The sequence below is a fragment of the Micromonospora humidisoli genome (genome assembly GCF_016900955.1).
Classification (GTDB): Bacteria; Actinomycetota; Actinomycetes; order Mycobacteriales; family Micromonosporaceae; genus Micromonospora; species Micromonospora wenchangensis.
In genome coordinates, this window is record NZ_JAFEUO010000003.1 from 231,204 (window position 1) to 255,287 (window position 24,084).

Consider the following 24,084-nt stretch of genomic DNA (forward strand, 5'->3'; position numbering starts at 1 on the left):
GGGTCCGCCTGGAGCGGGCCCGGGGGATCAGGCCCGCCGCGTCCCGCCCGGCGGGTACGGCCGAGGCATCGGCCGGTGCGGTGGCGGGCCGACGACGTCGAGGCGGGGCGGCAGCGACACCGTGTCGATCCGGGGTGGGCGGTGCCGACCGGCCGGGGCGTCGTTGGTCGGGGTCGGGCCGGCGGGGAAGTGCCCCGGGTTGCGGTCCTTGCGGGCCAGCCCGTCGAGCAGGGCCGCCTCCCGTCCGGACGGGTCCGCCGGGTGGCTGCCCCCGTCGGGGAGCCGGTGGGGGTGGCCCTTCGGGACCGTCCGGTGCACGGCGTCGAGGGTGGCGCGGAGCAGTTCGTTCTCGGCTTCCCGCGCGGCCACCGTACGGCGCAGCACGGCGTTCTCCGCGCGGAGCTGGGCGATGACCAGCCCGGCGTCACCCTCGGCACGGGCCGCCCCGTCGGTGGCGGTCCCCGGCGGTCCGCAGCCGTCGGGGTGGGCCCGGTCGGCGGCCGGTCGGCGGTCCGTCGGCGGCTCGCCCCGGGCCGCCTCGTAGAGCCGCTCGAACCGGCTCAGGGTGGCCGCCCGGTCGGCTGCCGCGACGGTGCACTCGACCACCAGCACCACGGTCTGCCACGGCGGTCCCTTGGTCTCGGTGGTGAAGTGCCGGGACAGCCGCTTGCGCCAGGTGTCCCGGTCCCGGCCCGGCCGGTTGCGGCAGATCCGTTCGGCCAGCCTGCTCCAGGTGTCGACAGTCCCGAACTCCGGAGACCGCTCGATGAGGTCGCGGACCGCCAGCGCGTACTCGGACACCGCCGGCGACCCGTACCGGGCCGCGTAGCCGGCGGCCAGGTGCTCGCGTGGGACGAGCCAGTGCCGCTGGTGCCGTCCCCGGTCCGGGGACGGCGTGCTGGTGTGGGAGGACATGGGCGGACCTTTCGTGCGGAGAGCTGCCTGACCCGGGAAGGTATTCGTACCCTCCATCCGCAAATCGTGAGCGTTTCGGCCTGTTTCCGTGGTCAGTTTCTGGCCGGGTCGTTGTCCGGGTAGGGCCGGGTGCCGTCCGGGTTGGACGGTCCCGGGCCCGGTGCGGTGCCGGTGTCCGGCAGCAGTCGGTGGACGGTCCACTTTGGCCGCCCGTCCCGGTGCTGCCCGGCCAGAACGGCGTGCGGCGCGGCCCGGCCGGTCGTTGGGCCCGTCATGCGACCGGATCGGTCGCCGCGCGTTCGTCGGCGGTCGGTCGACGCCCGCGCGGCGGGAACCGGTCGCGCCACCGGGGCGGTGGAGAGGCCATCGCCTGTCATGCGGCGTGGGGGCGGAGAACATGGGAAGCGGAAGACTGACCGACGGCGCGTGCCCGCGCCCCGACCGTCGTCGGGTGGGCCGGTACCTGCGGTCGATGTCGCTGTTCGCGGAGGGTGCGGTGGCGATGGCGCTGGTCCTGGGCCGGGAGGACGCGGTGGCCTGGGCGGGCGCGGTCGCGGCGGTGCTGCGTAGCGCCGCCGAGCTGGTGGAGGGACCGCCGGCCCGGTGATCTCCCGGGGCGGCCGGCACCCGGGCGGTCCGGGGGTGGCGTGGCGGCGGCGGCCGGCGTGGTGGTTCCCTGGAGGGACCACCTGTCGTCCGGCGTCGCCGGCCGTCGCCCCCACGAGGGGCGGCGACGCGGGACACCCCCGGCGACCAGATGTCACAGCGAGGTGACCATGAGTCAGATGCCAGCGGCGGTGTCGATCCGCGAGGTCGGGCCGCGCGACGGGCTCCAGAACGAGGAGCCGATCCCCACCGGGGCCAAGGTGCGGCTGCTCGACGCCCTCTCCGGCACCGGCGTGCGCCGGATCGAGGCGGTGTCGTTCGTGCACCCGAAGGCGATCCCGCAGATGGCCGACGCCGACGAGGTGTGGCGGCGGGCCGGGAAGGTCGAGGGGGTCCGCTATTCGGCGCTGGTGCCCAACACCCGTGGTGCCGAGCGGGCCCTGGCCGCCGGTTTCACCGAGATCGAGGTGGTGGTCTCGGCCAGCGACACGCACAACCGGCGTAACGTCAACCGCTCCACCGCCGAGTCGCTCGACGACATCGCCGCGCTGATCGACCTGCTGCACGGCGCGGGCGCGCGGGCCGAGGTGATCGTGGCGACCAGCTTCGGCTGCCCGTACGAGGGGGACGTCGACCCGGGGCGGGTCGCCGGGATCGTCGAGCGGGTGGTCCGCGACGGCGCGGACCGGGTCGCGTTCGGCGACACCACCGGCATGGGTACGCCCCGACGGGTCCGCGAGCTGGTCACCGCCGTCCGCGACCGGGAGCCCGACGTGCCGGTGCTGCTGCACTTCCACAACACCAGGGGAACGGCGTTGGCGAACCTGCTGACCGCCCTGGAACTGGGGGTCACCGAGTTCGACGCCAGCGTCGGCGGCCTGGGTGGCTGCCCGTACGCGCCGGGGGCGAGCGGGAACCTGGCCACCGAGGAGGCGGTGCACATGCTGCACGACATGGGCATCGACACCGGCATCGACCTGGACGCCCTGGTCGGGGTCGCCGAGTTGGCCGAGGAACTGCTCGGCAAGCGGCTGCCGTCGGGGGTGCTGCGGGCCGGCCCGCGTACCCGGTTGACCGCCCGCTGAGGGGCGGCCGACCGCGCGGCTGGGAGACCGGAGAGACGCGGGGAGGGGCCGGCGTGGTGCCGGCCCCTCCGTCGGATCGCCTCGCGGGTCAGCCCACGGTGAGCAGACCCGGCCAGCTGTCCTTGAAGACCTGGCTGCCGGTGCCGCTGCGGCGGTCGTTGGCGCTGAGGGTGCCGGCGAACAGGCTGCTCACCCGGTTCGCCTCGGTGGTGCTCGGGTACGGGTTGGTGCAGCTGGTGCCGGCGCTGCCGCCGGACATCAGGATCGCGCAGTTGCCGTTGTAGTTGTCGGGCAGGCCGAGGATGTGCCCGATCTCGTGGGTCATGATCCGCAGCGGGCTGTACTGGGCGGCCTGCTGGGTGTCGATGTAGACCCGGCCGTTGCCGAGGCTGGTGCGCTGGGCGTACGAGCCGCCGCCGGTGATCTGGTAGATCCGCAGGTTGGTGCCGCAGTTCGCGGTGAGCGTCAGGTTGGTGGTGGCGTTGTTCCAGATCGACGCGGCCTGGTTGGCGACGCTCGCGTAGCTGGGCGCCTGGCTGGTGTTGTAGCAGATGGTCATCGCGGCGGAGGCGGGCGCGGGGTTGGCGACCGTGATGCCGAGGGTCGCCGTCGCGGTCGCCAGGGCGGCGACGGCGAGGCGCTTGACGCGTGAGTTCATGACTCACTCCAATCCGGAGGGGGTGTCTGGAGCGTAGCCATATCGATAGTTGAGTATCAATATCCAGGGGGGAAGTCGGTCGGGTGGTCGGGCGGGGCCCGGATGCGCTAGCCTAACGATCGTTCAGGCTGGTCGGCGCGTCCACCACGACGCCCACGGCGGCATGGCGGTCGGGCGCGCCCACGAGGCGCGGGGCGAGGGGGTCGGCGTGACGCTCGACGGTGAGGCACTGGAGCAGCTACGCAAGCGGGCCCGCTCCGGCGGTGCCGACAAATACCATGCGGCCAACGCCGGCAAGGGCAAGCTGTTCGCCCGGGAACGGGTCGCGCTCCTGGTCGACGAGGGCTCCTTCGTCGAGGACGGCCTCTACGCCAACGCCCTGGCCGAGGGGCTGCCCGCCGACGGCGTGGTCACCGGCACCGCCACCATCGACGGCCGGCCGGTCTGCCTGATGGCCAACGACTCCACGGTCAAGGCCGGCAGCTGGGGCGCGCGCACCGTCGAGAAGATCATCCGGATCATCGAGCGGGCCTACTCGACAGGCGTGCCGATGGTCTACCTGGTCGACTCGGCCGGCGCCCGGATCACCGACCAGGTCGACCTCTTCCCCGGCCCCCGGGGCGCCGGCAAGATCTTCTGGAACCAGGTCCGCGCCTCCGGGGCGATCCCACAGGTCTGCGCGCTGTTCGGGCCGAGCGCCGCCGGCGGGGCGTACATTCCGGCGTTCTGCGACGTGGTGGCCATGGTCGAGGGCAACGCCAGCATGTACCTCGGCTCCGACCGGATGGTCGAGATGGTCACCGGGGAGAAGACCACCCTGGAGGCGATGGGCGGGGCCCGGGTGCACTGCGCCGAGTCCGGTGTCGGGCACTTCCTGTGCAGGACCGAGGCCGACGCACTCGACGTGGTGAAGACCTACCTGTCGTACCTGCCGTCGAACTGGCAACAGCAGCCGCCGGCCGCCCCGGCCGTCGCCGCGCCCGCCAAGGCCGACCTGGCCGCGCTGGTGCCGGCCAGCGAGCGGCAGGCGTTCGACATGCGCCGGTACGTCAGGGGCCTGCTCGACGAGGGTTCGTTCTTCGAGATCCAGGCGCTCTGGGCCAGGGAGCTGACCGTCGGCTTCGGTCGGCTCGACGGTGAGGTCGTCGGCGTGGTCGGCAACAACTCGATGTTCAAGGGCGGGGTGCTCTTCGTCGACTCGGCCGACAAGGCGACCCGGTTCGTGCAGCTCTGCGACGCGTTCAACGTGCCGCTGCTGTTCCTGAGCGACGTGCCCGGGTTCATGGTCGGCAGCGCGGTGGAGAAGCAGGGCATCATCCGGCACGGGGCCAAGATGATCACCGCGATCTCCGAGGCGACCGTACCCAAGATCTGTGTGGTGGTCCGCAAGGCGTACGGCGCGGGTCTCTACGCGATGGCCGGCCCCGGTTTCGCGCCGGACGCGACGATCGCCCTGCCCACCGCGAAGATCGCGGTGATGGGGGCCGAGGCCGCCGTCAACGCCGTCTACGCCAACAAGATCGCGGCGATCGCCGACGAGACCGAACGGGCCGCCTTCGTCGCCGCCAAACGGGCCGAGTACGAGCGGGACATCGACGTGGTGCGGCTCGCCAGCGAACTGGTCATCGACACGATCGTCGAACCGCACGAGCTGCGCGCCGAACTGGTCCGCCGGTTCGCCGCCGCCCGCAGCAAGGACCGGCACTTCTCCCGCCGCCGGCACGGGGTCACCCCGGTCTGACCGACCGCCAGACCCCTACCGGCCCGCCCGGTCGAGCCGCCGCCACCACCGTCGACCGGGTCCGACCGGTCGCCCACCCGATCCGCCGTTCCCGGCGTCACGAGCGCCCGGGGGCGGCACCCGTACCAGGAGGAACCGATGGACTTCCGGCTCAGCGAGGAGCACGAGGCGCTGCGGGAGAGCGTGCGGGACTTCGCCCGCGAGACGGTCGCCCCGGTGATCGCCGAGCACTACGAGCGGCACACCTTCCCGTACGAGATCGTCCGGCAGATGGGCAAGATGGGGCTGTTCGGCCTGCCCTTCCCCGAGGAGCACGGCGGCATGGGCGGCGACTACTTCGCGCTCTGCCTGGCGCTGGAGGAACTGGCCCGGGTCGACTCCAGCGTGGCGATCACCCTGGAGGCGGCGGTCTCCCTCGGCGCGATGCCGATCTACCGGTTCGGCACCGCCGAGCAGCAGGCCCGCTGGCTGCCGAAGCTGCTCAGCGGCGAGGCTCTCGCCGGGTTCGGGCTGACCGAGCCGGGCACCGGCTCGGACGCGGGTGGCACCCGGACCCGGGCCGTCCTGGACGGCGACGAGTGGGTGATCAACGGGTCGAAGGCGTTCATCACCAACTCGGGCACCGACATCACCGCGTTGGTCACCGTCACCGCGGTCACCGGCACCAACCCGGACGGCTCGAAGGAACTCTCCACCATCATCGTGCCGTCGGGGACACCCGGCTTCACCGTCGCGCCCGGGTACTCGAAGGTGGGGTGGAACGCCTCGGACACCCACGAGCTGACCTTCGACGACTGCCGGGTGCCGGCCGGGAACCTGCTCGGCGAGCGCGGTCGGGGCTTCGCCCAGTTCCTGCGCATCCTCGACGAGGGGCGGATCGCCATCGCCGCGCTGGCCGTCGGCCTCGCCCAGGGCTGCGTCGACGAGTCGGTGAAGTACGCGAAGGAGCGCCAGGCGTTCGGTCAGCCGATCGGCAACTACCAGGCCATCCAGTTCAAGATCGCCGACATGGAGTCGAAGGCGCACACCGCCCGGCTGGCCTACCACGACGCCGCCGCCCGGATGCTCGCCGGTGAGCCGTTCAAGCGGCAGGCGGCGATCGCCAAACTGCACGCCAGCACCATCGCCGTGGACAACGCCCGGGAGGCCACCCAGATCCACGGCGGCTACGGATTCATGAACGAGTACCCGGTGGCCCGGTTCTGGCGGGACTCCAAGATCCTGGAGATCGGCGAGGGCACCTCCGAGGTGCAGCGCATGATCATCGCCCGCGACCTGGGGCTGTGACCATACCCGCGCGACGGGTCCGCCGCCGGCCGGGAACGGTGCTCTGTCGGGTATCCGCAGCCCTTCGTCAGTAGGCCGACGAAGGGCTGCCCGACGTCGTATCCCGTCCGTACCCTTCCTGCCCATGACCCCGGATCATGATCACTCGCCCGCGGGTGGTCGTACCCCGATCGGGGAGCTGGTGCGGGCCCACCGCCTGGCCGCCGGTCTCACCCAGACCGACCTGGCCCAGCGGGCCGGGGTCGGCGTGCGGACGGTCCGCGACCTGGAACGCGGCCGGGCCCACCGGCCGCACCGCACCACCGCCGAGCTGATCGCCGGGGCGTTCGGCCTGACCGGCGCGGCCCGCGCCGCCTTCCTCGCCAGCGCCCGCGGCCAGGCCGCGACCACCCCGGTCGCCCCGGGCGTCGCCGGGCTGCCGGACCGCACGCCCGGCGTCGGCACCGTCCCCCGCGACCCCGACCTCCCGGGTACGCCGATGGCGCTGCCCCCGGCGGTCGAGCTGATCGGCCGGGAACGGGAACTCGCCGAGCTGACCGGCCTGCTGATCGGTGACGGCTGGCCGCCGGTGCTGAGCCTGGTCGGCCTGGCCGGGGTGGGCAAGACCGCGCTCGCCCTGGCCGTGGCGCACGCGGTGGCCGACGCCCACCCGGGCGGGGTGGCCGGCGTGCTGGTCGGCACCGGCTCCGACGCCAACGACGTGCTCGCCGCGGCCTGCGCGGTGCTCGGCGCGGCCCGGCTCGCCGAACTGGCCGCCCGGCTGCGGGGCCGCCCGGCGCTGCTGCTGGTGGACGCGGTCGAACGGGCCCCGGACCCGGTGGCCGAGGTGGTGCACCTGCTCGTCGCGGCGGTGCCCACCCTGCGGGTGGTGGCGACCGGTCGACACCCGGTCGGCATCCCCGGCGAACTCGTCCGCCCGGTGGCGCCGCTGGAGGTGCCCCCCGCCGGGGTGGTCGACCCGGCCGAGCTGGGCCGGTGGCCGGCGGCGGCCCTGTTCACCGCTCGGCTGACCCGGGTCCGCCCGGAACCGCCCGGCCCGGACGAGCTGCCCGCCCTCACCGCGCTGGTCCGCCGGCTCGACGGCCTGCCGCTGGCGATCGAGCTGATGGCGGCCCGGGGCCGCATCCTCGACCTGCCCGAACTGCTCGACCGGTACGGCGACCGGGTGCTCGACCTGGCCGGCCCGGATCTCGGCGGACGGGGCTGGGAGGCCGCGCCGCCGGGGCGTACCGACGACCCGGCCCGGTCCACGGTCGCGGTGACCCTGCGCGAGGCGGTCGCCACCAGCTACCGGCTGCTCGACGGGTGGGAGCAGGCGGCGTTGCGCCGGCTCTCGGTGTTCGCCAACCGGTGGTCGGTGGAGCTGGCCGAGGAACTGCTCGCCGACGACCCGGACCCGTCGGTGGTGGTCGACCCGGTGCCGCTGCTCGACCGGCTGGTCGAGTTGGGCCTGCTCAGCGTCCGGGGTGCCGGGCCGCTGCGGTTCCGGCTGCTCGACGCGGTCCGCGAGTACGCCGTCGAGCAGGCCGCCGGCCGGGGCGAGCTGACCGCCGTCCGTCGCCGGCACGCCGTGGTGATCACCAGGCTGGTGACCCGTACCGCGCCGGACCTGGTCGGGGCGCGACAGCCGGCGGCCGTCCGTCAGCTCGACGAGGCGACAGGCGACATCGGCGCGGCACTGGCACACGCCGCCGGGGACGATCCGGTCACCGCGCTGCGGCTGGCCGCCTGCCTGACCCGCTGGTGGCGGATGCGGGGGCGGGACGTCAGCGGCCGGCAGTGGCTGTGCCGGCTGCTGGCCGACCCCCGTACCGCCGACGCCGATCCGGTGCTGCGGGCCTGGGCGCTGCTCGGGGTGGCCCGGCTGGCCGCCGAGCACGGCGCGGCGGCGCAGGAACTGCCCGCCGCCCGGGCCGCGCTCGCGGTGCTCGCCGGGCAGGCCGACGTGGCCGGGGAGTTGGCGGCGCGGACCATCCTCGGCACCCTGCTGGTCGCGACCGGTGGCTACGACGAGGCGGCCGAGCAGGCGCACGCGGTGCTGACCCTGGCCACCCGGCACGGCCGGACCCGGGACATGGCGGTCGCCCAGCACCATCTGGCCTGGCACGAGATCCGTCTCGCCGACCTGTCGGCGGCCCGGCGTCGGCTGGCCGCGGTGGACCGGCTGGCCGCCCAGTGCGGGGAGCCCCGGCTGCGTCTGCTGGCCCGTGCCGACCTGGCCGAGGTGGCCCGGTTGGAGGGGCGTCTCGGTGACGCGGTGGACCAGGGCCGGCGGGTGGTCGCCGCGCTGGCCGGGGTGGGTGATCCGGGGCACCGGCGGCGGGTGCTCGGCACCGTGGGGCTGGCGTTGGCCCGCTCGGGCCGGCTCGACGAGGCCGCCGAGATCCTGGCCGAGCTGCGCTGCGACGGTCGTCCGACGCCGCCCGGGTCCCGGTCGGAGCCGGGCGCGGCCGGGAGCCGGCCCGGCGGTGGCGGGCCGGTCCGGGCGGAGGAGTCGGTGTGCGCGCTGATCGAGGGCACCATGGCCCGGCACCGGGGGGACCGGGAGCTGGCGGCGGAGTGGTTCGCGGTGGCGGAGGCTGCCGGTGCGGCGGGTCAGGACCGGCGGGACATGGTCGAAGCCCTGGTCGGGCTGGCCGTGAGCACCGGCTCGGCCGAGGTGCGGGAGCGGCTGGCGCAGGCGTGCCGGCGCGGCGGCATCCGGTTGCTGCCGGACGAGGAACGCCTGCTGGGCTAGACGCGGGGGTGGCGCGAGCGAGCGAGCCCCCTGGTCAAACCCCTCGCTCGATCGCTCGCGCCGGCACCCCCCGGTGCTCCCCCGCGGGATGAAGGCTAGCCAGCCGGGCCGTCCGTTTTGCGGCGATCGGCGGCTCTGCGACCGGTGGGTCGGACGGGTTCTGCCGCTTTTTCTGCCGGTCCGCCGGCATCCTGGTGACGGACGGTCAGCAGGATGCCGGCGGCTCGTCGGTCGGTGCCTGGTCGGTGCTGCCGGCGGTCGCCCCCGGGTGGACGGCGTCGCGTACCCGGCGCAGGCCGTCCAGCATGGCGGCGAGGGTGGCGGGTTCGAGTTGGCCGGTGAACCACTGCTCGATGATCTGGAGGTGGCCGGGCAGGGTCTCGTCCAGCCGCTGCATGCCGGCCGGGGTGACCACCGCGTACGAGCTGCGCCGGTCGGAGGGGCAGGCGCGGCGGCGGAGCAGCCCGTCGCGTTCCATCCGGTCCACCACCCGGGTGACGCCGCTGGTGGACAGGGAGGTCTGTGCGGCCAGGTCGGTCATCCGTAGTTGGTTGCCGGGGGAGCGGGCCAGGCGCATCAGCACCTCGAACTCGACCGCGGAGACGCCGTGCTCCTCGTACTGTGCGGTGAACCGGGCGGTCAGCCCGGCGTGCGCCTCGACCAGCAGGCCGACGGCGGTGATCCGGGGGTCGTCGAACACAGTCTCGTCCACCTGGCCATCCTAGCAGTGCTTGACACGGGGAATATTGCTGCGGTTATAGTTGCTCAGGCAGTCGTTGGGCTACTAAACAATCTTCCCCGGAGGGCAGTTACATGACCAGCACCGAGTCGGTTACCCGCGACTGGGACGGCCTCACCATCCCCGCCGCCGGCACCTACCTGCTGGACGCCGCGCACAAGCGGGTGGGCTTCGTCGCCCGGCACATGATGGTCAGCAAGGTACGCGGCGAGTTCGCCGACGCCACCGCCACCATCACCGTCGCCGAGGACCCGCTGCAGTCCTCGGTCACCGCCACCATCCAGGCGGCCAGCATCAACACCGCCCAGGCCGACCGGGACGGCCACCTGCGCAGCCCCGAGTTCCTCGACGTCGAGCAGTTCCCGACGCTGGAATACCGCAGCACCGCCGTGAAGTCCCACGACGGCAACGAGTTCGTCCTGCTCGGTGACCTGACCATCAAGGGCGTCACCCGCCAGGTCGAGCTGGAGGTCGAGTTCGAGGGCGTCGGCCGCACCCCGTTCGGCACCGACGTGTTCGGCTTCACCGCCAGCACCGAGATCGACCGTGAGGACTTCGGCCTGACCTGGAACGTCGCCCTGGAGACCGGTGGCGTGCTGGTCGGCAAGAAAATCAAGATCGAGATCGAGGGCGAGGCCATCCGGCAGGCCTGAGCCCGGCACGGGAAGCCCCCGCTCACCGCGAGCGGGGGCTTCCCCGTGTCCGCGTGCGGATTGTCACTGTCCGGCGACGGCGGCATCCGGTGCTGGTGGACGGCCGCTGGGTAGAAAAGCGGGACAGCGCATACCCGGTGGGCACTGGCCCCGGCGCGTGGGCGCTCCTATGGTGGTTCACACTGCGCGCCGGGACGGTGACCGTCCCGCGCGTCTCACGCCTGGAGGAAACATGGGTAGGGACGTCGAGCAGGGCGCGTTCTCCCGGGAGGACCGGGTCCGCTACCGGCAGAAGGTGCGGCGCTGCCTGGACGTCTTCGCGTTGATGCTCGACGACTTCGGCTTCGACGCCGACCGGCCGATGACCGGCCTGGAGATCGAACTCAACCTGATGGACCCGGACGCCGAGCCGGCGATGCGCAACGACGAGATCCTCGCCGCGATCGCCGACCCGCTCTTCCAGACCGAGCTGGGGCAGTTCAACCTGGAACTGAACGCGACGCCCCGGTTGATCGAGGGGGCCGGGTTCGCCAACTACGAGACCGACCTGCGCAGCAGCCTGGACCGGGCCGACGAGCGGGCGGCCAAGTCGGACGCCCGGATCGTCATGGTCGGCATCCTGCCCACCCTGACCGAGCAGCACCTGGTGGCCGACAACCTCTCCACCAACGAGCGCTACCGGGTGCTCAACGACCAGATCGTCGGTGCCCGGGGCGAGGACATCGAGCTGGACATCCGGGGGGTGGAGCAACTCCGTACGCACACCGACTCGATCGTCCCCGAGGCCGCCTGCACCAGCCTCCAGTTCCACCTCCAGGTCGCCCCGGACAGCTTCGCCGACTACTGGAACGCCTCCCAGGCCATCGCCGGCGTCCAGGTCGCCGTCGGCGCGAACTCGCCGTTCCTCTACGGCCGGCAACTCTGGGCCGAAACCCGGATTGCCCTGTTCCAGCAGGCCACCGACACCCGCCCGGACGAGTTGAAGGCCCAGGGGGTACGCCCCCGGGTGTGGTTCGGGGAACGCTGGATCACCTCGATCTTCGACCTGTTCGAGGAGAACGTCAGGTACTTCCCGCCGCTGCTGCCGATCTGCGCCGACGAGGACCCGGTCGAGGTGCTGCACTCCGGTGGTGTCCCGCAACTGTCCGAGCTGCGACTGCACAACGGCACCGTCTACCGCTGGAACCGCCCGGTGTACGACATCATGAACGGCCGTCCGCACCTGCGGGTGGAGAACCGGGTGCTGCCGGCCGGCCCGACCGTGGTCGACATGCTGGCCAACGCCGCCTTCTACTTCGGGCTGGCGCGCGGGCTGGCCGAGTCCGACCGGCCGATCTGGAGCCAACTCACCTTCAGCTCCGCCGAGGAGAACTTCCACGCCGCCGCCCGCCGGGGCCTCGACGCGGTGCTGCACTGGCCCCGGCTCGGCGAGGTGCCGGTCACCAGGCTGGTCCTCGACACCCTCCTGCCGAAGGCGGCCACCGGGCTGGACCGGTTCGGTGTCGCCCCGGCCGAACGGGACCGCCTGCTCGGCATCATCGAACAGCGCTGCCGTACCGGCCGCAACGGCGCGGTCTGGCAGACCGAGACGGTGTGGGCCGCGCAGCGGCACCGCAACCTGGACCGGGACGCGGCGCTGCGCCACATGGCCAACCGGTACGCCGAACTCCAGCGCAGCAACGAACCGGTGCACACCTGGCCGGTGGACTGAACCACCGGCGGGCGGTCGACGGTCAGGGGGTGCGGCGACCGGGGCGGGGCCTGGGCACGGCGGGCGGATCCGTCGGGCGTACCCCCGCCGGCCCGTCGCCCGGCTGGGCGTCGCCCGGCGCTCCGGCGTCCTGGTCCGCCCCGGGGCCGGCGGATGGCGCACCGGTGGCCGGGGCGCTCCGGCCCCGACGGACCGGCCGGGCCCGACCGACCGCCGGCGCGGCGGAACCGCCCCCGGCGTCCGGCACGGGCGTGGGGGAACCGTCCCCGGCGGCCGGCGTCGGCACGGCGTCACCACCCGGGTCGGCCGGACCGGTCGTGCCGGTGACGGAGGTCGGCTGCCGGTCGGGGGTGGCGTCGACCACGGTGCCGGTCGACGGTTCCACCACGGCGGCCGGGAGGTCGGGCCGGGTGTCCGGTTCGGAGGGCGCGACCGGGTCGGTGCCGGCCGGCAGGTCGTCCGGTCCGCCGGTACGCGGACGGGGCACCGACGGCGTCGTCCGGGCGGCGGCCCGTCGTTCGGCCCGCTGGGCGAGCGAGGCCACCAGCACCGACCCGGCCGCGCCGACGACGACCGCGTAGGGCGCGACGAGGTGGGCCGAGACCTGGGCCGGGGAGATCGTGGCCAGTCGGGGCACGGCGAGGAAGTAGGCCACCGCGACGAGCAGCGGCCCGGCGGCCCCGGAGACCACCGCACCGAGCCGCAGCTCGGGCGTTCGGGCGGCCCGTCGGGCGGCCGACGCGCCGATCAGCAGGGCCGAGCCCAGGGTCAGCAGCGCGCCCGGCCAGTAGAGGTGGTCCCGCCACCAGAACCGGGGGCTGTCTTGGGCGATCTGCCAGATGCCGAGCTGGGCGCTGGTCAGCCCCCGGCCGGCGAGCACCCCGTCGACGACGGAGACCACGGCCAGCAGCCAGAGCCAGCCGACGGTGGCGATCACGTTCGTCGCGGCGGCCCGCGAGTGCAGCGCCCAGACGGCCGCCACCAGGCCCACCAGCACACCCACCCCGGCGTACCCGGCCGCGACGGTCTGCGGTGAGAAGGTCTCCGGTACCGAGGCGGCCCGCGACGGCACCGCGACCAGCAGCACGGTGATCAGCGCGCCGACCGCGCCCGCCACCGCGAGGGTGACCCGGTGCAGCGCACTGCCGGCGGCGACGTCCCCGCCCCGCTCGTGCAGCCGCTGGGCGCAGACCGCCCCGGCGACGGTGGAGACGGCGGCGATCCAGGTAGCCCAGGCGAGGCTGGCGAACCAGGACGGTTCGGTGGCCCCGACGTCGACCGGCGCCCAGTTGATGATGCCCAGGCCGTAGCCGAAGCCCAGCTGCGCGGCGCCCACACCGGCGGCGACGCCCAGCGCGGTGAGCACCGATCCTCCCCAGCCCCGTCCCGCCATGCCGGGACTGTAGCGTTCCCCGGTCGGGGCGGCGAGTCGGACGAGCATCGGAGCACGGCCGGTGACCACTGGGCAGCGGCCGGTACCGTTTCGGGGACGAGGCGGGAGCGGCATGGACGACGACTACACCGAACAGGACAGTGTGCGACGGGACCGGCCGGGCCGGGCCAGGTTGCTGCTCGGCGGCACCCTGGCGACGGTCCTGCTGGCCACCGTCGGGGGCACCGTCGGGTGGGCGCTTGCCGAACCCGACGCCCAGGAGACCGGCACCCCCGGGGCAGCGGATGCCGGTGGGCCGTCCACCCCGGTCGACGAACCGACCACCGCCCGGCCGACCGCCGCGCGGACCGGCGCACCGCCGCCACCCGCCGCCACCGGTGGCGGGCTGACCGTGCCCCGGCTGGTGGGGCTCGACTTCGAGAAGGCGCGGGATACGCTGCACGACCGGAAGCTCGGCTGGCGGCTGGTGTTCGGCACCGGGTCGGGCCGGACGGTGACCCGTACCGTGCCCGCCCAGGACACGTCGGTGAAGGCGGGCACCACCGTGCGGGTCGAGGTCAGCGGGCCGGCCCCCGAGGTCGAGGTGCCGGACCTGATCGGCGAGGACTGCGACGACGCCGCCGACGAACTGGGCGAGGTGGGCCTGTTCCCCCGGTACCCCACCGGCAACCGGGGTGAGGTCACCGCCCAGCTGCCGGCGGCCGACGCGACCGCGCACTGGAACGACCAGGTGGCCATCTCCTGCGGTGACCGACAGACGCCGACGCCGACCCTCGGGGCGACGCCGACGCTCTGACCGGGCGGGTCGCCGCGCCGGTCCCGGTGGATGCCGGCCCCGACCGTTACCGTGGTGGGCCGAGGGCCACGACCGCCCGGCCGGCCCGGGGCCGCGCACGTGGGTCGAGCGCCCGCCGTCCGCCAGGTGGTGAGAGGACGTGCGATGAGCGACGACCGCCAGGACCCGCCCGCCGACGACGCGACCCGCCCGCTGCCCCCGGCCGACGCGACGACCCGGCCCGAGCCGGCCGGTACGCCTGTCTGGTCCGGCCGGGCCGGGGTGCCGCCGCCACGGGCGGCCGGTCCCCGGGAGCCGACCGAGTGGTACGCCGAGGAGCAGCGCGGCCGACGCTGGTGGACGCCGATCCTCCTGGGGGTGCTCGGGCTCGTCCTGTTCGGGCTCGTCGGGGTGGGGATCTGGCTGGCCCTGCGGGCGGTGGAGACGCCCTCGGACGGGACACCGACCCCGCCACCGACGGCAGTGCCGACGACGGGTGCCGCCCCGACCACCGCACCGCCCACCAGCGCACCGACTACCGGGCCACCGACGACCCCACCGACCACCGCGCCGTCGACCGAAGCGGCGAAGATCGCGGTGCCGCCGCTGGTCGGCCTCTCCCAGGAGACGGCGGAGGCCCTGCTGGGGCGGCTCGGGTTGTCCGCCCGGGTGCAGACGCGGGAGTCGGACCGGCCACCCGGCACCGTCCTGTCCACCGATCCGGAGGCCGGTCAGCAGGTGTCGGCGGGTGACGAGGTGACGCTGGTGGTGGCCGCCGAGCCGGCGACGTCGCCGACCGGCACCGCCACCCCGACCACCACCCCCACCGGGTGACGGAGCCGGGGCCCCGCGTCGGCCCGGCTCACCACATCCGGCGTCTGGTCCCCACCAGGCCCAGCCCGGCCAGCGAGATGGCCAGCCCGAGCAGGCCGGAGTAGAACAGCGACTGGACGACGGTCTGCGGGTCGTCCGACGGGTGTCGGGGCTCGGCGAGCGGGGACGCACCGCCGCCGCCGACGCCGGACTGTGCGGTCCCCCGGTCGGCCGCCGCGTCCCCGCCCGGGTCGGCCGCTTCGTCGCCGTCGGCGGGCAGGTCGTCCCCGGATGAGGTGTCGGGGGGTGGGGTGTCGGGCCTGCTCCCGACGGGGGGCGGCAGGCCGGGCCGGGTACCGTCGTCGCCGGCCTCGGCGTCGGCCGGCCCGGCCACGGTGATCTCGGGGGCCGGCACCGGCTCGGCGAGCCGGGTGGCCGACTCGGCCGGGTAACGGGTCACCACCACGAGGGTGAGGACCACGCCGATCAGGACCAGTAGCCCGAAGGCCGGTCCGAGGCGGGACCTGTGGTGCCGCCGCGCGGCGGGCAGATAGACCATGGCCATCCCAGGTTCAGGGGCCGGATACGCGCGGGGTGGAGACGTTCGCCGGGGTGGGCGTACCGATTCTATGGCGGCGGTACGCCCTCCGGCCGGGTATTCGGGGAGTCAGCCCACCGCGATCGGCGCGCGGTTGACCGGCCGGCGTGACCGTGCGGTGTGCTGACGCGGTACGGCTGCGGCCCGCAGCTGGGTCAGCCCGGCCCGCTGGACGAAGATCGAGCGGCGGCTGACCGCGTCGCCCGCGGCGTTGAGCTGGTAGCCGTCGAGCCAGAGCCAGCCGTCGTACGTCGGCCAGTCGAGCACCCGGATCACCCGGAAGGTGATCGGCCTGAGGAACTGCACACTGGCGGCGCGGGTCACGTGCAGAACGTCACCGGAGCGGGGAAGCACATGGGCTCCTGGGAGGATATGGCCGGCGTCGCGTGGCCGGCCGGTGCGGAACGGGAACGGTTGCGGGTCCGGCGACGGGGTTGTGCCTCGCGGGCCGGTGCTCGATGTGGTGCTGGCCGGGGGCGTACCCGCTGGTGGTGGATCGCGCCACCCGGCCATCACCCGGCTGCTCACGGGTGTTACCGCTCCCGCCGCCGCAGCCTTCGGGCGTGCAGCGGCGGGGTCATCAACCCGGGGCAGGTCTCGTGGAATCCTGCGGCCCGGGGCACCCACCCGGCCGGGCGAGCCCAGGGCGTTGATCACACCGGGAAATCGACCGAAAACGGTGAGTGACTCGAACCATACGGACAGAGTGCATCAGTGTGATGCGGGATGCAAGTTGCACGTCGACTTTTGCCGATACGTGAGGGCGACACGTGAACCGGGCGCTTGATCACGCCGACTCCGGAGCGGCACACTGGACGCGGTTCCGCCCGACGCGGCCGGCCGACGACCGGTTCCACCCCTTGCCGCGAACGATCGCCCGCCGCCCGTCGATCGCGCCTCCGGCGGGTGTGGACGTAGGCGCGATCGACCGGAGGTAACCGGGTGAGCGCGAGGCAGCAGCTTCCCCCGTCATCGGCACCTGGGGCGATGCGATGAGCGAACGGCGGAGTCCCACCATCCGGCGTCGTCGGCTCGGGGCCGAGCTGCGCCGCCTGCGCGACGGGGCCGGCATCACCATTGAGGTCGTCGCCGAGCAGTTGGAGTGCTCCGCCTCCAAGATCTCGCGGATCGAGACCGGGCACACCTCCGCGACGCCCCGCGACGTGCGGGACATGCTCCGCATCTACGGGGTGGTCGGCGCGGAGAGCGAGGAACTGGTGCAGATCGCCCGCGAGGCGCGGCAGAAGGGGTGGTGGCACCCCTACAGCACCGTGCTCGTCGGCGCGTACGTCGGCCTGGAGGCGGCGGCCGGCCACATCCGGGCGTACGAACAGCAGGTCGTGCCCGGTCTGTTGGAGACCGAGGAGTACGCCAGCGCGATGATCCAGGCGGCCCGTCCGGACTTCACCGCCGACCAGGTGCGGCAACGGGTGCGTGTCCGACTGGGCCGTCAGTCGTTGTTGACCCAGGACGATCCGGTCGATCTTTGGGTGGTGCTCGATGAGGCGGTGTTGAGTCGGCCGGTGGGCGGTGACGCGGTGATGCGTAACCAGCTCCGGCGGCTGGTGGAGGTGGCCGAACTGCCGAACGTGACGTTGCAGGTCCTGCCCTTCGAGGTGGGGGCGCACGCCGGCATGGACGGGACGTTCACCATTCTCAGCTTTCCCGAATCGGTTGATCCGGATGTCGTGTACGCGGAGAACGCCACGGGTGGGCTCTTCCTGGAGAAGAGCGACGAGCTACAGAAGTACAGCTTCATCTTCGATCACATTCGAGCAGCAGCCAGGCAGCCCGAGGAGTCCATAGCACACATCGCAGAACTGGCAGAGGAGCCGTTGTGGAAATGGCGACCAAGAGGTTCCCCGAGGACCTGACGCAGGCAACCTGGTTCAAGAGCTCAAAAAGTGGGCCGAACTGTGACAACTGCGTCGAGGTGGCTTACGTGATCGGGGCGGTCGGGGTACGGGACTCGAAGGACAAGACAGGTCCCGCCCTCGTATTCGCCCCCGGGGAATGGAACGCCTTCGTCGCCGACGCTCGGAACGGCGCGTTCGGCCAACACTGACCAACGCAGCGTGGCGTTGACCGCGGGCCGGTCGGGGGACACTCCCCGGCCGGCCCGTCGCCACTCGCGCCCCGGGTCGTTGAACCCTCGGTACGGCGCTGGTCGACGATCCGCCGCAGACGGCGGCAACCGAGCGAGGCAGGCGATACGCAGATGACGACGATCGGCTCAGACAACCTCACCCACGGCCCGGGCCGGGCCGAGCGCTTCGGCGGCAAGTACCGCAGTGTCCGCCGCGACACGATGCTCACCGAGGTGGGTGCCGGCGACATCGACTTCGATCATGACGGTGTCACCGCGCCCGAACAGGTCGGGCCGCCGATGTCGATCGACCCGAACCTGCTCGCCGAGCCGTCGCCCGCCCGGGACGCCCGGCTCACCGAGGCACCCGAATCGATGATCGACCACCCGCTGCTGCGCGGACTGCTGCTGGAGCTGCCGCCGAAGGGCAGCGTCCCGCCGCCCGGCTGGCTGGACCGGTGGTTCGAGGCGACCCGGGCGATCCTGGAACTGCTATACGTGCAGGGAGCCGGCCGCAGCCGATGAGGCGGGCAGCCCGGCCAGCGCGGGGCGGGCACCCGGCAGGGTCCGCTCGGCGAGCCGGTTGTGCCGCAGGCCGTGGCGGACCCCGATGGCGAGGACGGCCAACCCGCCGACGGTGAGCGCCACCCCGGTCACCCCGTTGCCGGCGCTCAGGTCGAGCCCGCCGGCCCGCAACAGGCCCGGCACGGCGGCCAACGCGGTCACCTGCAACGGCAGCCCGATCAGTGGGTGTCCGGCGGCGGCCCGCAGGCCGTACGGCGCGGGGGTCTCCGGCGCGGCGGTGAACGCGCCGGCCCCGGCCCGCAGCCGGCGGACCCGGCGCACCGTGCAGGCGGCCACCGCGAGTGCCGGCACCGCCACCAGCGGAAGCTGCCCGGCGGCCCGGTCGACCGGGGTGTCCCCGCCGCTGATCGTGCCGGCGGCCAACACCGTCGCGGTCAGGGTCAGCCCGGCGACCGAGAGGGCGAGCAGCCATCCGGTACGCCGGCGCAGGGCGCGGGCCCGGTCCAGCCGGGGTAGTCCGTCCGCGACGACGCCGGCGGCGAGCCAGACGGCGGCGATCGACAGCAGCACGACGAGATGCCCATCCATGGATACAGCCTTGCCCACAACGGAGGGCGGCGAATCCGGGACAGGCCCCTGTTCCCACCCCGGAGCATCCCGTAGGGGTGGCCGTGCCCCGACCGGTCGGCCCAACGGCACCGGACCGGCCGGTTCGTCGTCCCGGCCGGTCGTCCGCAGTGGACGGATCAGACCGCGAAGGTCGCCGGCCGTTCGGTGGCCGGAGCCGGCGGCCGGGCCTTCCACAGGCCGGTCTTCTGGCCGGCGAGACGGGTCAGGTAGGCCGGGTTGAGGATGACGTACCGCCGCCAGAGCCGCTTCGGCTCCAACCCGAGCCGCCAGAACCACTCCAGCCCGGCCCGTTGCATCCACGGCGGCGGCTGCCGGAGCAGGCCGGCGTGGTAGTCGAAGGCCGCGCCGACGGCCATCAGCGGCATGTCCAGCAGGGGCCGCATCGCGTACGTGAAGACCTCCTGGCGGGGGCAGCCCAGACCGACCAGGACGAGCCGGGCGCCGCTGGCCCGGATCCGGTCGGCGATCTCGACGTCCTCGCCGGGCTGCACCGCACGGAACTTCGACGGCTCCACCCCGGCGATCTTCAGCGCCGGGAACATCCGCTCCAACGCCGGGAGCAGCTTCGCCAGCGTCTCCTCGGTCGAGCCGTACAGGTAGACCGGAAGGCCCTCGTCGGCGAAGCGGCGCAGCACGTGCAGGGTCAGCGTCGGGCCGTAGACCCGGTCGGCCAGGCCGGCGTGGTGCAGCAGGTTGAGCGCCCAGCGCACCGGCTGGCCGTCCGGGGTGACCACGTCGAAGGAGTTGAGCCGGGCGTTGTGCGCCGGGTCGAGCACCCCGGTCATCACCCCGTGCACGGCCAGCGCGGTCAGCGCCAGCGGCCGGCGGTCCCGGGCCGCCGCGACGACCTGTTCGGTGGCCGAGGCGTAGTCGGTGGCGTCGACCAGGACGCCGAGGACGTTGCGCTTGCCCTGGGCGGTCATGCTCCCGGCACCCACTTGTCGACGTTGGCCTGGTAGATCTCCCGCATGATCATGGGTACGTCGTAGACCTGCTTCCAGCCCGGGTAGTCGGCCTGGAACGCCTCGTTCGAGCCGATCCACCACTTGTGGTCGCCGATCCGGTTCGCGTCGACGTACTCGGTGATCATCTCCTGGCCGGTGATCTGCTCGGCCAGGGCGAACGCCTCCCGGTTGGAGGTGTTGGAGTGCCGGCCGCCGCCCAGGTTGTAGACCGCCGCCGAGCGGGGCTCCCGGAAGAACGCCTCGAACGCCGACACCACGTCCGAGCTGTGGATCGCGTCCCGGACCTGCTTGCCCTGGTAGCCGAAGATCTTGTAGGTGCGGTGTTCCATGTTGGCCCGCATCACGTACCCGAGGAAGCCGTGCAGCTCGGTCGCCGAGTGTGCCGGCCCGGTCAGCGTGCCGCCCCGGAAGCAGGCCGTCCGCATGTCGAAGTAGCGGCCGTACTCCTGGACCATCACGTCGGCGGCGACCTTGGAGGCCCCGAAGACCGAGTGCAGGCAGGCGTCGATCGACATGTCCTCGCGGATGCCCTGCTCGTACGGGTGCCCCGGCTCGATCTCCCACCGGGTCTCCTGCTCCACCAGCGGCAGGCTGTTGGGGCGGTCGCCATAGACCTTGTTGGTCGAGCAGTGGATCACCGGCGCGTCGATGCAGTGCTCGCGCACGTTCTGCAGGATGTTGAGGGTGCCGCCGGCGTTGACGTCGAAGTCGGTGAACGGGTCCCGCACCGCCCAGTCGTGCGAGGGCTGGGCGGCGGTGTGGATCACCACGGCGATGTCCCGGCCGTACCGGGCGAAGAGCTTGCCGAGGCTGTCCCGGTCGCGGATGTCGATGCTGTGGTGCGCGTACGCCGACCCCAGCTCGTCGGTCAGCCGCCGGACGTTCCACGCGGTCGAGGCCTCGGCGCCGAAGAACTCCTGCCGCATGTCGTTGTCGATGCCGACCACGTCCAGGCCGAGCCCGGCGAAGTGCCGGACCGCCTCGGAACCGATCAGACCGCCCGACCCGGTCACCAACGCGACACTCACACGACACTCCTGGTCAAGGTAGGAGGCTGGAAAAAACCATCGGAGCATAGCCTGAGGTCCGCTACGCCCCGATACGAAGTGAGGGCCCCGCAGCTGCGGAGCCCTCATCTGGTGGTGGGGATGGGGGGAGTTGAACCCCCACGTCCTTTCGGACACACGGACCTGAACCGTGCGCGTCTGCCATTCCGCCACATCCCCGTGGCACAACCGTCGAACGCGGTGTCACATGTCGACTTCGCCGTCTCCGGCGGGCCGGCAACATGCTACCCGGTCCTGCGGTCTCGCCTCGACCGGTTACCGTTCCTGCGAGCGGTCACCCTTCGTGGCGGACGAAAGAGTAGCACGGGCGTGGGGGCCGCTCCGAACGGGCCGCCGCGCGGTGGCCGAGCGGCGCGCGAGCTGCACGCGCGCCGTCCAGATACCATCATGTCCTCGGGACCCGAGGAGGAGCCGGTGAGCGTGCTGCAACGCTTCGAGAAGCGTCTGGAAGGCCTGGTCGAAGGGGCCTTCGCCAAGGTCTTCAAAGGGGTGGTCCACCCCGTGGAGATCCTCAACGCCATGCAGCGGGAGGCCGAGGCGCACAAGGCCATCCTCGCTGGTGGCCGCACCCTGGTGCCCAACCGCTACGTGATCGATCTCTCCCCGTACGACCACAGCCGGTTGGCACCGTACGCCGCTGCGTTGGCCCAGGAGCTGGCCCAGTCGCAGGCGGAGTTCATCGGCGAGCAGGCGTGGACGGTCTACGGCGACGTGATCGTCGAGGTCGAGCGCGGCGACGGGCTGGACACCGGCATGTTCCGGGTCACCGCCGAGGTCTACACCGGTGGTGAGGTCGCTCCGGTCTCCTCCCCCGGCGGCTACGACCCCGGCCCGCCGGCCTACCCGTCGTACGACCAGGGGGGCGGCTACGGCCCACCGCCCGGCCACGGCGGCGGTGCGCGCAACGTCCGGCTGGTCTCCGGCGACGGCCGTACCTATCCGTTGCAGATGGGCTCGACCGTGATCGGCCGGGGCGACCAGGCCAACCTGCGCCTGCCCGACGTCGGGATCTCCAGGCGACACGCCCGGCTGGACTTCGACGGCGGCCAGGTCGTGCTGACCGACCTCGGGTCGACCAACGGCACCATGGTCAACGGCCAGCGGGTCTCGGCGGTCGCCCTGAACCCGGGCGACATGATCCAGCTCGGCACCACGACGCTGACCTTCCGCGTGGACGGCTGACCCGCCTTGCCGGAACTCGTCATCACCGTCGCCCGGTTCGGGTTCCTCATCCTGCTGTGGATCTTCGTGTTCACGGTGGTCGGTGTCATCCGTCGGGATCTCTTCGCGGGTGCCCGGTCGGGGCGGCTGGTGGCCGCGCCGCGCACGGTCGGGGCCGCCACCCAGCAGCCGCCGGCGAAGCCGGCGAAGGTGAAGCGGGGGCGGGCGGCCCACCAGTTGGTGGTCACCGCCGGCCAGCTCGCCGGCACCCGGATCACCCTCGGCGAAGCGCAGATCACCATCGGCCGGGCCGAGGACTCCACCCTCGTCATCACCGACGACTACGCATCCGCCCGGCACGCCCGGCTGGTGCCCCGGGACGGGCAGTGGTTCGTCGAGGATCTCGGTTCGACTAACGGCACGTACCTCGATCGCGCTAAGGTCACCGGACCGACCCCCGTCCCCCTCAGCGTGCCGATCCGTATCGGCCGCACCTCTCTCGAATTACGGCCATGACTCTGACCCTGCGCTATGCGGCCCACAGCGACCGCGGTCTGATCCGAGACGGAAACCAGGACTCCGTCTACGCCGGGCCGCGGCTCCTCGCCGTCGCCGACGGCATGGGCGGCATGGCCGCCGGTGACGTCGCCAGCAACATCGTCATCGGTGCCATGGCGCCGCTCGACGAGGACGTCCCGGGGGACGCGCTCGTCGACGCGCTGCGATCGGCCGTGGGCACCGCCAACCAGCAGCTCCGCGACACCGTGGACGCCAACCCGCAGCTGGAGGGGATGGGCACCACGCTCACCGCGACCCTCTTCTCGGGCAGCAAGCTCGGCATGGTCCACATCGGCGACTCGCGGGCCTACCTCCTGCGCAACGGCGAGTTCTCCCAGATCACCAAGGACGACACCTACGTCCAGATGCTCGTCGACGAGGGGCGGATCAGCGCGGAGGAGGCGAGCAGCCACCCCCAGCGCTCGCTGCTCACCCGCGCCCTCGACGGCCGGGACATCGACCCGGAATACAGCGTCCGGCAGGTGCTGCCCGGGGACCGCTACCTGATCTGTAGCGACGGCCTCTCCGGTGTGGTCAGCGCGGAGACCATCGGCGACAGCCTCCGGGAGTACACCGACCCGCAGCAGTGCGTCGAGCGGCTGGTGCAGCTCGCCCTGCGCGGCGGCGGCCCGGACAACATCACCGTGATCATCGCGGACGCCACCGACCAGGACATCGTCGAGGCGAGCCCGATCGTCGGCGGGGCCGCGGCCCGGGACCGGGGCATGGCCACCGCCGCCGACGACTCGACCCCGGCCGCCCGTGCGTCGGCGCTGTCCGCGCCGCGTCCGCCCGCGCCGGAGGAGCCGGCGGCCAACCGGGACGACGACCCGGAGCGCCCGCGCCGGCCGCTGCGCACCGCGGCGATGCTGGCGGCCCTGCTGGTCATCCTCGGTGGCGGCCTCTTCGCCGGGTGGAGCTACACCCAGCGGCAGTACTACGTCGGAGCGACCGACAGCGGGCAGCTCGCGGTCTTCCGCGGGGTCCCCGGCCAGGTGGTCGGCCTCGACCTGTCCAGCGTGCACTCGACCAGCCAGGCCAAGCTCGACGACCTCACCCCGGCCGCCCAGGAGCAGGTCAAGCAGGGCATCCAGGCCAAGAGCCGACCGGACGCGCTGCGCCGGCTGGCCGAGCTGACCAGCGACACCCCGACCAACCCGAACCTGAAGCCGGTCTGCCCGCCGGTGCCGTCGCTGGTCACCGGCTCACCTGTGCCGGCGAACCCGTCGACGCCGGTCGTCCCGGGCTCACCCAGCCCTGACGTGACCGGGGTCCCGGGTGCCAACGGCACTCCCACGCCGCCCACCACACCCGACGCCTCGGCCTCCGACGCGGTTCCGCCGGCCGGAGACCCGGCGGGCTGCCGGTCGCCCGAGTGACC

General features: G+C 73.2%; 24 protein-coding genes and 1 tRNA gene. 15 read left to right on the top strand and 10 right to left on the bottom strand.

Annotated elements, in window-relative coordinates; genetic code table 11:
* Positions 1 to 27 precede the first annotated feature (27 nt).
* Positions 28 to 915, bottom strand: a complete 888-nt coding sequence (locus JQN84_RS11720) for a hypothetical protein (protein WP_204958404.1) — start codon at positions 913 to 915, stop codon at positions 28 to 30.
* A gap of 397 nt (positions 916 to 1,312) precedes the next feature.
* Between JQN84_RS11720 and JQN84_RS11725 the strand changes: the two genes are divergently transcribed.
* Both JQN84_RS11725 and JQN84_RS11730 read left to right on the top strand, forming a co-directional pair.
* Positions 1,313 to 1,522, top strand: a complete 210-nt coding sequence (locus JQN84_RS11725; RefSeq protein WP_204958405.1) for a hypothetical protein — start codon at positions 1,313 to 1,315, stop codon at positions 1,520 to 1,522.
* Positions 1,523 to 1,691: 169 nt separating this feature from the next.
* Complete coding sequence (locus JQN84_RS11730) at positions 1,692 to 2,606, top strand: hydroxymethylglutaryl-CoA lyase (RefSeq protein WP_372445969.1); 915 nt, start codon at positions 1,692 to 1,694, stop codon at positions 2,604 to 2,606.
* 88 nt (positions 2,607 to 2,694) lie between these two features.
* On the opposite strand, the gene JQN84_RS11735 is transcribed toward JQN84_RS11730, so the two are convergent.
* Positions 2,695 to 3,264: a snapalysin family zinc-dependent metalloprotease gene (locus tag JQN84_RS11735; protein ID WP_204958406.1), complete on the bottom strand. Its 570-nt coding sequence runs from the start codon at positions 3,262 to 3,264 to the stop codon at positions 2,695 to 2,697.
* 208 nt (positions 3,265 to 3,472) lie between these two features.
* On the opposite strand from JQN84_RS11735, the gene JQN84_RS11740 reads away from it, so the two are divergent.
* The 3 genes from JQN84_RS11740 (at position 3,473) to JQN84_RS11750 (ending at position 9,029) form a co-directional block, all read left to right on the top strand.
* On the top strand, positions 3,473 to 5,005 hold the full coding sequence (locus JQN84_RS11740) for an acyl-CoA carboxylase subunit beta (protein ID WP_204958407.1): 1,533 nt from the start codon (positions 3,473 to 3,475) through the stop codon (positions 5,003 to 5,005).
* A 138-nt stretch (positions 5,006 to 5,143) separates the two neighbouring features.
* Positions 5,144 to 6,292: an acyl-CoA dehydrogenase family protein gene (locus tag JQN84_RS11745; RefSeq protein WP_204958408.1), complete on the top strand. Its 1,149-nt coding sequence runs from the start codon at positions 5,144 to 5,146 to the stop codon at positions 6,290 to 6,292.
* Between the two features lie 124 nt (positions 6,293 to 6,416).
* Complete coding sequence (locus tag JQN84_RS11750; RefSeq protein WP_204958409.1) at positions 6,417 to 9,029, top strand: ATP-binding protein; 2,613 nt, start codon at positions 6,417 to 6,419, stop codon at positions 9,027 to 9,029.
* Positions 9,030 to 9,234: 205 nt separating this feature from the next.
* Here JQN84_RS11750 and JQN84_RS11755 read toward each other — a convergent pair whose 3' ends face one another.
* On the bottom strand, positions 9,235 to 9,741 hold the full coding sequence (locus JQN84_RS11755; RefSeq protein WP_204958410.1) for a MarR family winged helix-turn-helix transcriptional regulator: 507 nt from the start codon (positions 9,739 to 9,741) through the stop codon (positions 9,235 to 9,237).
* A gap of 101 nt (positions 9,742 to 9,842) precedes the next feature.
* Between JQN84_RS11755 and JQN84_RS11760 the strand changes: the two genes are divergently transcribed.
* Entirely contained in the window at positions 9,843 to 10,421 is a 579-nt protein-coding gene (locus JQN84_RS11760; protein WP_088645742.1) for a YceI family protein, read from the top strand.
* A gap of 232 nt (positions 10,422 to 10,653) precedes the next feature.
* The gene (locus JQN84_RS11765; RefSeq protein WP_204958411.1) at positions 10,654 to 12,132 is read left to right on the top strand and encodes a glutamate-cysteine ligase family protein; all 1,479 of its coding nucleotides are present in this window, start codon (positions 10,654 to 10,656) and stop codon (positions 12,130 to 12,132) included.
* A gap of 22 nt (positions 12,133 to 12,154) precedes the next feature.
* On the opposite strand, the gene JQN84_RS11770 is transcribed toward JQN84_RS11765, so the two are convergent.
* Positions 12,155 to 13,525: a hypothetical protein gene (locus tag JQN84_RS11770; RefSeq protein ID WP_204958412.1), complete on the bottom strand. Its 1,371-nt coding sequence runs from the start codon at positions 13,523 to 13,525 to the stop codon at positions 12,155 to 12,157.
* Between the two features lie 112 nt (positions 13,526 to 13,637).
* Here JQN84_RS11770 and JQN84_RS11775 point away from each other — a divergent pair, with 112 nt between their 5' ends.
* On the top strand, positions 13,638 to 14,321 hold the full coding sequence (locus tag JQN84_RS11775; protein WP_204958413.1) for a PASTA domain-containing protein: 684 nt from the start codon (positions 13,638 to 13,640) through the stop codon (positions 14,319 to 14,321).
* Positions 14,322 to 14,465: 144 nt separating this feature from the next.
* The gene (locus JQN84_RS11780) at positions 14,466 to 15,134 is read left to right on the top strand and encodes a PASTA domain-containing protein (RefSeq protein ID WP_204958414.1); all 669 of its coding nucleotides are present in this window, start codon (positions 14,466 to 14,468) and stop codon (positions 15,132 to 15,134) included.
* Positions 15,135 to 15,162: 28 nt separating this feature from the next.
* Here JQN84_RS11780 and JQN84_RS11785 read toward each other — a convergent pair whose 3' ends face one another.
* Positions 15,163 to 15,678 (bottom strand): hypothetical protein, encoded by a 516-nt coding sequence (locus JQN84_RS11785; protein WP_239485269.1) that lies wholly within the window; start codon positions 15,676 to 15,678, stop codon positions 15,163 to 15,165.
* A gap of 102 nt (positions 15,679 to 15,780) precedes the next feature.
* Complete coding sequence (locus JQN84_RS11790; RefSeq protein WP_088645737.1) at positions 15,781 to 16,065, bottom strand: hypothetical protein; 285 nt, start codon at positions 16,063 to 16,065, stop codon at positions 15,781 to 15,783.
* 638 nt (positions 16,066 to 16,703) lie between these two features.
* On the opposite strand from JQN84_RS11790, the gene JQN84_RS11795 reads away from it, so the two are divergent.
* From JQN84_RS11795 to JQN84_RS11805, 3 genes are all read left to right on the top strand, one after another.
* The gene (locus tag JQN84_RS11795) at positions 16,704 to 17,585 is read left to right on the top strand and encodes a helix-turn-helix domain-containing protein (protein ID WP_204958415.1); all 882 of its coding nucleotides are present in this window, start codon (positions 16,704 to 16,706) and stop codon (positions 17,583 to 17,585) included.
* The gene (locus tag JQN84_RS11800) at positions 17,555 to 17,776 is read left to right on the top strand and encodes a DUF397 domain-containing protein (RefSeq protein ID WP_091253343.1); all 222 of its coding nucleotides are present in this window, start codon (positions 17,555 to 17,557) and stop codon (positions 17,774 to 17,776) included. The genes JQN84_RS11795 and JQN84_RS11800 overlap by 31 nt, the downstream gene beginning before the upstream one ends.
* Positions 17,777 to 17,929: 153 nt before the next feature.
* Entirely contained in the window at positions 17,930 to 18,322 is a 393-nt protein-coding gene (locus JQN84_RS11805; RefSeq protein WP_204958416.1) for a hypothetical protein, read from the top strand.
* Here the strand turns inward: JQN84_RS11805 and JQN84_RS11810 are convergent.
* The 4 genes from JQN84_RS11810 to JQN84_RS11825 form a co-directional block, all read right to left on the bottom strand.
* On the bottom strand, positions 18,290 to 18,910 hold the full coding sequence (locus JQN84_RS11810) for a hypothetical protein (protein ID WP_204958417.1): 621 nt from the start codon (positions 18,908 to 18,910) through the stop codon (positions 18,290 to 18,292). The two genes, JQN84_RS11805 and JQN84_RS11810, sit on opposite strands and share 33 nt — an antisense overlap.
* A 158-nt stretch (positions 18,911 to 19,068) precedes the next feature.
* Entirely contained in the window at positions 19,069 to 19,875 is an 807-nt protein-coding gene (locus JQN84_RS11815) for a WecB/TagA/CpsF family glycosyltransferase (RefSeq protein ID WP_204958418.1), read from the bottom strand.
* Positions 19,872 to 20,993, bottom strand: coding sequence for an NAD-dependent epimerase/dehydratase family protein (locus tag JQN84_RS11820; RefSeq protein WP_204958419.1), 1,122 nt, complete (start codon positions 20,991 to 20,993; stop codon positions 19,872 to 19,874). Before JQN84_RS11820 ends, JQN84_RS11815 begins: the two co-directional genes overlap by 4 nt.
* A 64-nt stretch (positions 20,994 to 21,057) precedes the next feature.
* Positions 21,058 to 21,143 (bottom strand) — tRNA-Leu (locus tag JQN84_RS11825).
* Positions 21,144 to 21,371: 228 nt separating this feature from the next.
* Between JQN84_RS11825 and JQN84_RS11830 the strand changes: the two genes are divergently transcribed.
* Genes JQN84_RS11830 through JQN84_RS11840 form a run of 3 tightly spaced genes read left to right on the top strand, consistent with a single transcriptional unit; the run spans position 21,372 to position 24,082 of the window.
* On the top strand, positions 21,372 to 22,166 hold the full coding sequence (locus JQN84_RS11830; RefSeq protein WP_204958420.1) for an FHA domain-containing protein: 795 nt from the start codon (positions 21,372 to 21,374) through the stop codon (positions 22,164 to 22,166).
* A 6-nt stretch (positions 22,167 to 22,172) separates the two neighbouring features.
* A complete protein-coding gene (locus JQN84_RS11835) occupies positions 22,173 to 22,661 on the top strand; it encodes an FHA domain-containing protein FhaB/FipA (RefSeq protein ID WP_204958421.1) in 489 nt (162 codons plus the stop codon).
* Entirely contained in the window at positions 22,658 to 24,082 is a 1,425-nt protein-coding gene (locus JQN84_RS11840; protein ID WP_204958422.1) for a PP2C family protein-serine/threonine phosphatase, read from the top strand. Before JQN84_RS11835 ends, JQN84_RS11840 begins: the two co-directional genes overlap by 4 nt.
* Positions 24,083 to 24,084: the final 2 nt, after the last annotated feature.